The sequence below is a fragment of the Actinotalea sp. JY-7885 genome, from assembly GCF_014525465.1.
GTDB lineage: Bacteria > Actinomycetota > Actinomycetes > Actinomycetales > Cellulomonadaceae > Actinotalea.
On sequence record NZ_JACEXH010000128.1, the window covers coordinates 1 to 9,943 of the forward strand.

The 9,943-nt window shown below is 75.9% G+C and carries 11 protein-coding genes; 6 read left to right on the forward strand and 5 right to left on the reverse strand.

Translation table 11 applies throughout. The features are described from left to right. Positions 1 to 178 precede the first annotated feature (178 nt). Entirely contained in the window at positions 179 to 589 is a 411-nt protein-coding gene (locus tag IDM29_RS11845; protein ID WP_182113603.1) for a hypothetical protein, read from the reverse strand. Between the two features lie 82 nt (positions 590 to 671). Here IDM29_RS11845 and IDM29_RS11850 point away from each other — a divergent pair, with 82 nt between their 5' ends. Beyond that, positions 672 to 1,253 carry a TetR/AcrR family transcriptional regulator gene (locus IDM29_RS11850; protein WP_182113602.1) on the forward strand — a complete coding sequence of 194 codons (582 nt, stop codon included), beginning with the start codon at positions 672 to 674 and terminating at the stop codon, positions 1,251 to 1,253. A gap of 59 nt (positions 1,254 to 1,312) precedes the next feature. Next, entirely contained in the window at positions 1,313 to 2,491 is a 1,179-nt protein-coding gene (locus IDM29_RS11855; RefSeq protein WP_182113601.1) for a DNA glycosylase AlkZ-like family protein, read from the forward strand. Between the two features lie 6 nt (positions 2,492 to 2,497). Here the strand turns inward: IDM29_RS11855 and IDM29_RS11860 are convergent, their stop codons facing one another. Genes IDM29_RS11860 through IDM29_RS11875 form a run of 4 tightly spaced genes read right to left on the reverse strand, consistent with a single transcriptional unit; the run spans position 2,498 to position 6,483 of the window. Then, positions 2,498 to 4,183 carry a ribonuclease J gene (locus IDM29_RS11860; RefSeq protein ID WP_182113600.1) on the reverse strand — a complete coding sequence of 562 codons (1,686 nt, stop codon included), beginning with the start codon at positions 4,181 to 4,183 and terminating at the stop codon, positions 2,498 to 2,500. Positions 4,184 to 4,195: 12 nt separating this feature from the next. Continuing rightward, a complete protein-coding gene (dapA, locus tag IDM29_RS11865; protein ID WP_182113599.1) occupies positions 4,196 to 5,116 on the reverse strand; it encodes a 4-hydroxy-tetrahydrodipicolinate synthase in 921 nt (306 codons plus the stop codon). A gap of 9 nt (positions 5,117 to 5,125) precedes the next feature. Beyond that, a complete protein-coding gene (locus IDM29_RS11870) occupies positions 5,126 to 5,680 on the reverse strand; it encodes a dihydrofolate reductase (protein ID WP_182113598.1) in 555 nt (184 codons plus the stop codon). Then, positions 5,680 to 6,483 carry a thymidylate synthase gene (locus tag IDM29_RS11875; protein WP_182113597.1) on the reverse strand — a complete coding sequence of 268 codons (804 nt, stop codon included), beginning with the start codon at positions 6,481 to 6,483 and terminating at the stop codon, positions 5,680 to 5,682. The genes IDM29_RS11870 and IDM29_RS11875 overlap by 1 nt, the downstream gene beginning before the upstream one ends. 52 nt (positions 6,484 to 6,535) lie before the next feature. Here IDM29_RS11875 and IDM29_RS11880 point away from each other — a divergent pair, with 52 nt between their 5' ends. The 4 genes from IDM29_RS11880 to IDM29_RS11895 all read left to right on the forward strand — a co-directional run bounded on the left by IDM29_RS11880 (position 6,536) and on the right by IDM29_RS11895 (position 9,783). Further along, entirely contained in the window at positions 6,536 to 8,026 is a 1,491-nt protein-coding gene (locus IDM29_RS11880; RefSeq protein WP_182113596.1) for an NAD-dependent succinate-semialdehyde dehydrogenase, read from the forward strand. Continuing rightward, complete coding sequence (locus tag IDM29_RS11885; RefSeq protein WP_182113595.1) at positions 8,023 to 8,781, forward strand: AzlC family ABC transporter permease; 759 nt, start codon at positions 8,023 to 8,025, stop codon at positions 8,779 to 8,781. The genes IDM29_RS11880 and IDM29_RS11885 overlap by 4 nt, the downstream gene beginning before the upstream one ends. Next, positions 8,778 to 9,095, forward strand: a complete 318-nt coding sequence (locus IDM29_RS11890) for an AzlD domain-containing protein (protein WP_182113594.1) — start codon at positions 8,778 to 8,780, stop codon at positions 9,093 to 9,095. Before IDM29_RS11885 ends, IDM29_RS11890 begins: the two co-directional genes overlap by 4 nt. A gap of 118 nt (positions 9,096 to 9,213) precedes the next feature. Further along, on the forward strand, positions 9,214 to 9,783 hold the full coding sequence (locus IDM29_RS11895; protein WP_182113593.1) for a GNAT family N-acetyltransferase: 570 nt from the start codon (positions 9,214 to 9,216) through the stop codon (positions 9,781 to 9,783). Positions 9,784 to 9,943 lie beyond the last annotated feature (160 nt).

The window sequence follows — 9,943 nt, forward strand, 5'->3', positions numbered from 1 at the left end:
CGCCCGCCCGCCGGACCGCGCGGCCTTGCCCTGGGCGGCGCCACCGCGCGACCCACCGCGCTCGGCCGCGGCGCGGCTCGAGGCGGGACGGGGTGCGGACGTACGGGTGGCCATGCTGCCAACGTACCTGCCGCACCCGACCCGCCCGGGGAGGCGCGTGCGGCGGTGTCGGGGTGACCTAGGTCGCCAGGAGCCCCACGCCGAGCGTGACGACGCCGGCGGCGAGGACCACCGCGCCCACGGGCAGGAGCACCACCCAGCGGTTCGGCCGGTCGCGGCCCGGGCCGTGCGCCGAGAGGAAGAACCCGGCCGGCATGAGCACGGCGGCGACGAGCACGCCGGTCTGACCGAGCCAGCGCCAGAACCCGTCGAGGTCGGTCGCCTCGCCCAGGAGCACGCAGACGAGCCCGAGCGTGACCAGGACCCCGGCGTGGGCGTGCCCCGCCCGGTAGAAGCTCGTCTGGAAGGAGGTCGCCGGGACCCGGCCCGTGACGACCGCGGTGAGGAACGCGCCGCCCGACTCGATCGCGACCACGGTCAGGAGGACGACTCCCGCCGTCGCGCCGGCGGCCTGGCTGAGCTCGAGCATCGGTCCCCCCGACGTCGCTGCGAATGCGAACACTGTTATAAACATCGTTCTGCTCGGGCGGTCAAGACCGTAGGATCGCGGCGTGCCCCGGCCCCGGCTCCACGACGACGCGCTGCGGGTGCGCCTGCTCGAGACCGCCTCGGAGGTCATCGCGGCGGGCGGCCAGGACGCGGTGACCGTGCGCGACGTCGCACGGCGCGCCGGGACGTCGGCCTCCGCCGTCTACGCGCTCTTCGGGAGCCGCGACGCGCTGCTCGCCGCGGTCGCCGACGAGGCCTTCCGCCGCTTCGCGGACCACCTCGCCCGCGCGGCGCGCACCGACGACCCCGCCGCCGACCTGCTCGCGCTGGGCCTCGCCTACCGGACGAGCGCGCTCGCCGAGCCACACTTCTACCGCGTGATGTTCGAGCGCGCCCCGCTCGGCGCGGCCGTCGACCTGCCCACGTTCGACGTGCTGCGGGGCGCCGTCGCGCGCGCGCTCCCGCCCGGGCCCGCAGACGCCACCGAGCCGGCGCTCGCGCTGTGGGGGCACGTCCACGGCCTGGTCTCGCTCGAGCTCGCCGGCCTGCTCCCGGGCACGCCGGACGAGCGCGCGGCCCGGTACCGGCGGCTGCTGCGCACGGTCGGCCCGGCGATCCTCGGACCTCCGCCCGCCGCCCCCTGACAGCGTCGGCCGCCGGTGGCACGCTCGTGGCAGGGACGCGGGAGGCGAGGGGCGCAGCCATGACCGACGGGGCGACGGCGTCGCGGGGGCAGGCGCTGCGCCGCCGTGCCGCCGCCCAGGGACTCGACCTCGACGCCCGGGGGCGGCGGGACCGTCTGGACGTCCTGGACGCGGGCGTCCAGGACACCGGCGCCGACGCCGCCGCCTGGGCGCTCGCCGTGCGCGGCGCACCCGTGGACGCGGGACTCGGACGCGATCTCGCCCTGGCGTGGACGCTGCGCGGGGCGCCGCACGTCTACCGCCGGGCCGACCTCCCCGCGGCCGCCCGCGCGCTCGCGCCGTTCTCCGAGGAGGACGCACGTCGCCGCCTGCAGAGCGCCGCGGCGCCCCTCGTGGCGGACGGGCAGAGCGCGACGGACGCGCTCGTCGTCGTCGGCCGCGCGATGCGCGAGGTCACCACCGGACCGACGGCGAAGGGCGAGGTCTCCTCCCGGCTGACGCCCCTGCTCCCGCAGGCGTACGTGCGGTGGTGCGCCGCGTGCGGGACGACGCACACCCACGAGTCGCTGTTCCGGCTCGCGGCGCTGCACGCCGGCCTCGAGCTCGAGCCGCGGACGTCGCCGCCCGTCCTGACGCCGGTGGCCGGCTGGCGCGGGCACCTGGACGCCCTGCCCGCCCTCGTCGCGGCCGAGCCGCGGGACCGCGACGTCCCGGCCCGCCTGGACACCGTCCGGGCCTACCTCCACCTCCACGGCCCCGCGCGACCCGCGGACGTCGCGGCGCACCTCGAGGCCCCGGTGGCCGACGTGCGGCGGCACTGGGCGTCGCTCGCCGACGAGCTGGCCGAGGTCGATCTCGAGGGCGAGCGGCGGTGGCTGCTCGCCGGCGACCTCGACGCGCTGGAGCGCGCGCGGGAGGCGCCCGCCGGTCCGGCGCGCGTCCACCTGCTCGGACCGTCGGACCCGTTCCTCCAGGCCCGGGACCGCGAGCTGCTCGTCCCGGACGCCGCCGCACGCTCGGACCTGTGGCGGGCCCTGGGACGGCCGGGCGCCGTGCTGCGCGGCGGCGAGGTCGTCGGGACCTGGCGGCCGCGCGCCACCGGGTCGAGCCTGCGGCTCCAGGTGCGCCCGTCGGTCCCGTGGGACCGACGGGCGCCGGACCTGGACGCCGCCGTCGACGACGAGGCGGAGCGCCTCGCGACGTTCCGCGGCCTGCGCTACGCCGGCCGCGCGGAGTGAGCCGGGTCAGGCCTCGACGACCACCGGGATGATCATCGGGCGCCGCCGCAGGCGACCCGAGACCCACCGCCCGACGACGCGGCGCACGACCTGCTGGAGCTGGTGGGTGTCCACCGTCCCCGTCGAGGCCGCCTCCTCGATCGCGCGCGCGACCTCGGGCTGGATGGTCTGGAAGACCGCCTCGTCCTCGGCGAACCCGCGGGCGTGGATCTGCGGGCCGGCGATGACCTTGCCCGTCGCGGAGTCGACCACCGCGAAGATCGAGATGAAGCCCTCCTCGCCCAGGATCCGGCGGTCCTTGAGCTCGGCGTCCGTGATGGTGCCGACGCTCGAGCCGTCGACGTACACGTACCCGCACGGGACCGCGCCCACGACGCGCGCGCGACCGTCGACGAGGTCGACGACGACGCCGTCCTCGGCCAGCACGACGCGGTCGGCGGGGACACCCGTGCGCACGGCGATCGCCGCGTTGGCCACCAGGTGGCGCACCTCGCCGTGGACCGGCATGACGTTGCGCGGCCGCAGGATGTTGTAGCAGTAGGTCAGCTCGCCGGCGCTCGCGTGGCCCGAGACGTGCACGCGGGCGTTGCCCTGGTGCACGACCTTCGCCCCGAGGCGCATCAGGCCGTTGATGACGCGGAACACCGCGTTCTCGTTGCCCGGGATGAGCGAGGACGCGAGGATCACGGTGTCGCCGTGGCCGACCTCGACGCGGTGGTCGCGGTTGGCCATCCGGGACAGCGCCGCCATGGGCTCGCCCTGCGAGCCGGTGCACATGAGCACGACCTCGTGCGGCGGCAGGGCGTCGACGGCCTTGACGTCGACGAGCACGCCCTCGGGCACGGTGAGGTAGCCCAGCTCCGACGCGATGGTCATGTTGCGCACCATCGAGCGCCCCACGAGGGCGACCTTGCGGCCGTGCGCGTGGGCGGCCTCGAGCACCTGCTGGACGCGGTGCACGTGCGAGGAGAACGACGCCACGATGACGCGCTGGTCCGCCGCCGCGAAGACCGAGTCCAGGACGGGGCCGATGTCCCGCTCGCTGGTGGTGAACCCGGGTACCTCGGCGTTGGTGGAGTCGACCATGAACAGGTCCACGCCCGCCTCGCCGAGCCGCGCGAAGGCGCGCAGGTCGGTGATCCGCCCGTCGAGGGGCAGCTGGTCCATCTTGAAGTCACCGGTGTGGAGCACCGTGCCGGCACCGGTGCGCACGGCGACCGCCAGCGCGTCCGGGATGGAGTGGTTGACCGCGACGAACTCGCACTCGAAGACGCCGTAGGTCTCGACCTGCCCCTCCTTGACCACGCGGGTCACGGGGTTGATGCGGTGCTCCTTGAGCTTCGCCTCGACGAACGCGAGCGTGAGCTGCGAGCCGACCAGGGGGATGTCGGGGCGCATGCGCAGCAGGTACGGCACGGCGCCGATGTGGTCCTCGTGCCCGTGCGTGAGCACGACGGCCTCGATGTCGCCGAGGCGGTCGGCGATGTACTCGAAGTCGGGCAGGATCAGGTCGACGCCCGGCTGGTGGTCCTCGGGGAACAGGACCCCGCAGTCGATCACGAGCAGGCGACCGTCGTACTCCAGGACGGCCATGTTGCGGCCGACCTCGCCGAGGCCGCCGAGCGCCACGATGCGCAGCGCGCCCGCGGGCAGTGCGGGCGGGGCCCCGAGCTCGGGGTGGGGGTGGGACATCAGACCTCCGGGTCAGTCGAGACGGCCGGCCGCGACGAGGGCCGCCCGGACCTGGGCGACCTCCTCGTCGTCGGGCGCGGCCTGGGGAAGGCGCATCGTCGCGCTCGGGATCAACCCGAGCAGCGCGAGCGAGAGCTTGGACCGCAGCGCGCCGTTGCCGCTGCCGCAGACCAGGTCGATCATCGGCAGCGTCGAGACGAAGGTCTCGCGTGCCGTGGTCAGGTCGCCGGCGTCCACGGCGCGGATCACCGCGGCGAGCTCGTCACCGACGAGGTGCGACGCCATGCCCACGAGGCCGACCCCGCCGACGGCGAGGAAGGGGAGCAGGAAGGCGTCGTCGCCCGAGTAGTACGCCAGGCCCGTCGCCTCGATGGCGCGGAGCGCGCCGACGACGTCGCCCGTCGCGTCCTTGACGGCGACGACCCGGTCGTGGGCCGCCAGCCGCTCGAGCGTCGCGAGGCTGTAGCGCACCCCGGTCCGTGCCGGCACGTCGTAGAGCATCACCGGCAGGTCGGTCGCGTCGGCGACGGCGACCGTGTGCTGGTAGATCCCCTCCTGTGACGGGCGCGAGTAGTACGGGGTCACGACGAGGAGCCCGTGGGCTCCCGCCTCGGCGGCCTGCTCGGCCATGCGGACGGCGTGCGCGGTGTCGTTGGACCCGGCACCGGCCACGACCACGGCGCGGTCGCCGACCGCGTCGACGACCGCGCGGATGAGGTCGGCCTTCTCGGGCGCGTGGGTGGTCGGCGCCTCGCCGGTGGTGCCGTTGAGCACGAGGCCGTCGTGCCCGTGGTCGACGAGGTGCGTCGCGAGCCGCGCGGCGGCGTCGAGGTCGACGCTGCCGTCCGGCGACATCGGGGTCACCATCGCGGTGAGGAGGGCTCCGAACGGTCGCGTGGGCGTCGCCGCTGCGTCGGGAGTCGTGGGGGCCATGGCAGCAAACTACCGCGATGGGGTCCGACGCTGCTCCGGGAGTCCGTCCCCGCCCGACTCCCGGACGAAGCTGAGGAACCGGTAGCGCAGGCCCGTGCGTGACGTGTGCCACCCCTCGTGCGGCGACCGGGTGGCGAGCCGCCATCCCCGGTCCAGGGTCGGCGCACGCGTGTCGCCCTGCACCATGACGTCGATCTGCGTCATCTCGATGCGATCGGCGAGCGGCAGGAACTGCGTGTAGACCTGCTCGCCGCCGATGACCCACGCCGTGACCCCCGCGGCGAGCGCGGCCGCCGCGGCGACGTCGGGCACGACGTCGGCGCCGTCCAGCTCGAGGCCGGGCTGCCGGCTCAGGACGACGTTGCGGCGCCCCGGCAGGGGACGGAACCGCTCCGGGAGCGACTCCCACGTCCGACGCCCCATGATCACCGGGCTGCCGGTGGTGATCTCGCGGAAGTGGGCCTGGTCCTCGGGCAGGTGCCACGGCAGGTCGCCGTCGCGCCCGATGCAGCGGTCGGCCGACTGGGCCCAGATGAGGCCGATCGACGCGGGTCGTCCCGCCATCAGACGGCGACCGGGGCCTTGATGGCGGGGTGGTGCCGGTAGTCGACGACCTGCACGTCGTCGTAGGCGTAGTCGAGGATCGACGGCGCACGGCGCAGCTCGAGCCGCGGCGGCGCGAACGGCTCGCGCGAGAGCTGCTCGCGGACCTGCTCGACGTGGTTGTCGTAGATGTGGCAGTCACCGCCGGTCCACACGAGGTCGCCGACCTCGAGATCCGTCTGCTGGGCCACCATGTGCGTCAGCAGCGCGTAGGACGCGATGTTGAACGGGACGCCGAGGAAGAGGTCCGCGCTGCGCTGGTAGAGCTGGCACGAGAGCCGGCCGTCGGCGACGTGGAACTGGAAGAAGGCGTGGCACGGCGCGAGCGCCATCCGCGGGATGTCGGCGACGTTCCAGGCGGAGACGATGAGCCGGCGCGAGTCGGGGTCGCGGCGGATCTGGTCGATCACCTGGGTGATCTGGTCCACGTGGCCGCCGTCGGGCGTGGGCCACGAGCGCCACTGGACCCCGTAGACCGGGCCGAGCTCGCCGTCCGGCGCCGCCCACTCGTCCCAGATCGTCACGCCCTGCTCCTGGAGCCAGCGCACGTTCGACTCGCCGCGCAGGAACCACAGCAGCTCGAGGACGATCGAGCGCACGTGCACGCGCTTCGTCGTGACGAGGGGGAAGCCCTCGCGCAGGTCGAAGCGCATCTGGTGGCCGAAGACGCTGCGCGTCCCCGTCCCCGTGCGGTCCGCCTTGGGGGTGCCGTGCTCGAGCACGTGCCGCAGCAGGTCCTCGTAGGGGGTGGGGACGGGCGCCATGGCGCTCATCGTAGGGGCCGCCGCGACCCGCTCCCAGGGCCATACTGGCGCCATGGCGAACGTGCAGCTGGTCGCGCGGTCCGGCAGCCTCCCGCTCGACGTGCCCACGGGCGTGCTCGTGGGCGGCGCGTGGCGCGAGGCCTCGACCGGGCGGACCTTCGACGTCCACGACCCGGCGACCGGCGACCTGCTCGCCGAGGTCGCCGACGGCTCGCCGCAGGACGGGCTCGCGGCGCTGACGGCCGCGGACGCGGCGCTGCCGGCGTGGGCGGCGACCTCGCCGCGCGAGCGGTCGGACGTGCTCCGGACCGTCTTCGACCGCCTCGTGGCGCGCACCGACGAGGTCGCGGACCTCATCACCGCCGAGGGCGGCAAGCCGCTCGCCGAGTCGCGCGCCGAGGTGGCCTACGGCGCCGAGTTCGTGCGGTGGTACTCCGAGCAGGCCGTCCGCGTGGGCGGCCTGGCGCGCACGGCGCCCGGCGGGGCGAACCACCAGCTGGTCCTCCGCCGCCCGGTCGGGCCCGCGCTGCTCATCACGCCGTGGAACTTCCCGCTCGCGATGGCCACGCGCAAGATCGCGCCGGCCCTGGCCGCGGGCTGCCCGGTCGTCGTCAAGCCCGCCGCCCTGACGCCGCTGACGACGGCGTTCTTCGCCGAGGTCGTCCGCGAGGTGCTCGCCGAGCGCGGCCTGCCGACCGGCATCGTGAACGTCGTGCCGACGTCGTCGTCGTCCGCGCTGGTCGAGCCGCTCCTGGCGGATGCCCGGCTGCGCAAGCTGTCGTTCACCGGCTCGACCGAGGTGGGGCGGATCCTGCTGCGCGGCGCGGCCGACGGAGTGCTCCGCACGTCGATGGAGCTGGGCGGCAACGCGCCCTTCCTCGTGTTCGAGGACGCGGACGTGCCGGCCGCGGTCGAGGGCGCGGTCGCCGCCAAGATGCGCAACGCCGGCCAGACGTGCGTGGCCGCCAACCGCTTCCTCGTGCACGAGTCCGTCGCGGCCGAGTTCACCGCCGGGCTGACGGCCGCGTTCGAGCGGCTGGTCGTCGGCCCGGGCCACCGCGAGGGGGTCACCGTCGGCCCGCTCATCGAGGCGCGCGCGGTGGACCGCGTCGGTGAGGTCGTCGCCGAGGCGCTCGACGCCGGCGCCCGCGTCACCACGGGCGGCGGGCGGCCCGACGACGCCGCGCTGCGAGGCCACTTCTTCGCGCCCACCGTGCTGGCGGGCGTGGACCCCGGGACGCGCGCCGTCCGGGAGGAGATCTTCGGCCCGGTGGCGCCGGTCGTCACCTTCACCTCCGAGGACGAGGCGCTCGCGCTCGCTAACGCCACGCAGTTCGGCCTCGTCGCGTACGCCTACACGCGCGACGTCTCCCGCGCCCTGCGCGTCGCCGAGGGCGTCGAGGCCGGGATGATCGGGATCAACCGCGGCATGGTGTCCGACGCGAGCGCGCCCTTCGGCGGCGTGAAGCAGTCCGGGCTCGGGCGCGAGGGTGGCGAGGCCGGCATCGAGGAGTACCTCGAGACCGTCTACGTCGCGCTGTGACCCGCACTCCCCCACGCCCTGCGCACGACGGACCCGGGCCCGACGACGTCGCGCGCCGTGCCGCCGTCCGCCAGGCGCTGTCCGTCGCCGCGGCGACGGGCGTCTACGGGATCTCGTTCGGCGCCCTGTCCGTCGCCGCGGGTCTCGACCTCTGGCAGACCATGGCCCTGAGCCTGCTGATGTTCACGGGCGGCTCCCAGTTCGCCTTCGTCGGCGTCCTCGGTGCGGGCGGCGCCGGCGGGGCCGCGGTGGCGACCGCCGTCCTCCTCGGTGCCCGCAACGCGCTGTACGGCGCCGTCCTTGCGCCCCTGCTGCGCTACGCAGGGCTGCGGCGGCTGGCCGCCGCCCACGTGACGATCGACGAGTCGACGGCGGTGGCCACCGCGCAGCCGACGCCGACGCTCGCGCGCGTCGGGTTCTGGTGGGCCGGGCTGGGCGTGCTCGTGCTCTGGAACCTGTTCACGGTCGTGGGCGCCGTCGTGGGCGACGCCCTCGGCGACCCGCGGCGCTGGGGGCTGGACGCGGCGGCGGCCGCCGCGTTCCTCGGGCTGCTCTGGCCCCGCCTCGCGAGCCGGGCCGCCCAGGTCGTCGCGGCCGGAGCGGCCGTCGTCGCGCTCGCGCTGACCCCTGTCGCACCCGCGGGCGTCCCGGTGCTCGCCGCGGCCGTCGTCGCCGTGGTCCTCGGCTGGCGCGACCCCGGCCCGCGCCTGCGCGCACCGGCACGACCCGCGACCGACCCGGGAGGGCACGCGTGAGCCCCTACGCCGCGACCTGGGTGGCGGTGCTGGCGGCCGCCGCCCTCTGCTTCGCCACCAAGCTGCTCGGCCACCGCGTGCCGACCCACTGGCTGGAGCAGCCGCGCGTCGCGCGGGTGGCCGGACTCGTGACGGTCGCGCTGCTCGCCGCGCTCGTCGCGGTGCAGACCTTCACCACCACCGACTCGGCGGTCATCGTCGACGCGCGGCTCGTCGCGGTCGCGGTCGCGGCCGTCGCGCTCGCGCTGCGGGCGCCCTTCATCGTCGTCGTGGTGCTCGCGGCGGTCGTCGCGGCGGTGCTCCGCGCCCTGTGAGGGCGGCCCGCGCGGGCTCGCGGCGACGCCGCGCGACGCCCGGGGCCGGTTCGACACGGGTCCGGAGCAGCGGTCATGCTGCCGTGGTGCAGCAGAACCCGACGCCGAGCGCCCGCTGATGGCGCTCTTCCGTGAGACCGCGGACGTGTCCGTCCGCCCCGCCACGACCGACGACGAGGCCGCGATCGCCCGCGTCCAGCTCCGCGCCTGGCGCGCCACGCACGCGGCGACGCTCGGCGAGGCCGTGCTCGAGCAGCTCGACGTCATGGCCGTGCGCCGGCAGTGGGCCGCGGCCATCACGCAACCGCCCACGCGCGACCACCACGTGCTCGTCGCATGCGACGGGCCGCGCGTCGTGGGCTTCGCGGCCAGCGTCCCGGTGGCCGTGCCGCCGGAGCGCGCCGACGCACCGGCGGCCGGGGCCGTCGAGGTCGTCGCCCTCGAGGTCGACCCCGACGTCCGCCGTGCCGGGCACGGCTCGCGCCTGCTCGCGGCGTGCGTGGACCTCGCGCGCGACGGCGGGGCGACCCACCTGCAGACCTGGGTGCTCGACGGCGACGAGGGGCGCGCGCAGTTCCTCGGCTCGGCCGGGCTCGGGCCCGACGGCGCCGCGCGCGAGCTCGGGGTGAGCGCCGACGAGGCCGCGACCCGCGCGGTCGCCGAGCACCGCTGGGTCGCGGAGATCTGAGGCGCTACGGGCGCCCGGCGGCGCGGTACAGCGACGCGGCGCGGCGCAGCGCCTCGCGGGCCCGTCGGCGGTCCCGCGCGGCGTCGTAGGCGAACCCGAGGCGGAACCACGCCGCCCAGTCGTCGGGGCGCGCCTCCACCTCCGCCCGCGCCACGCCGAA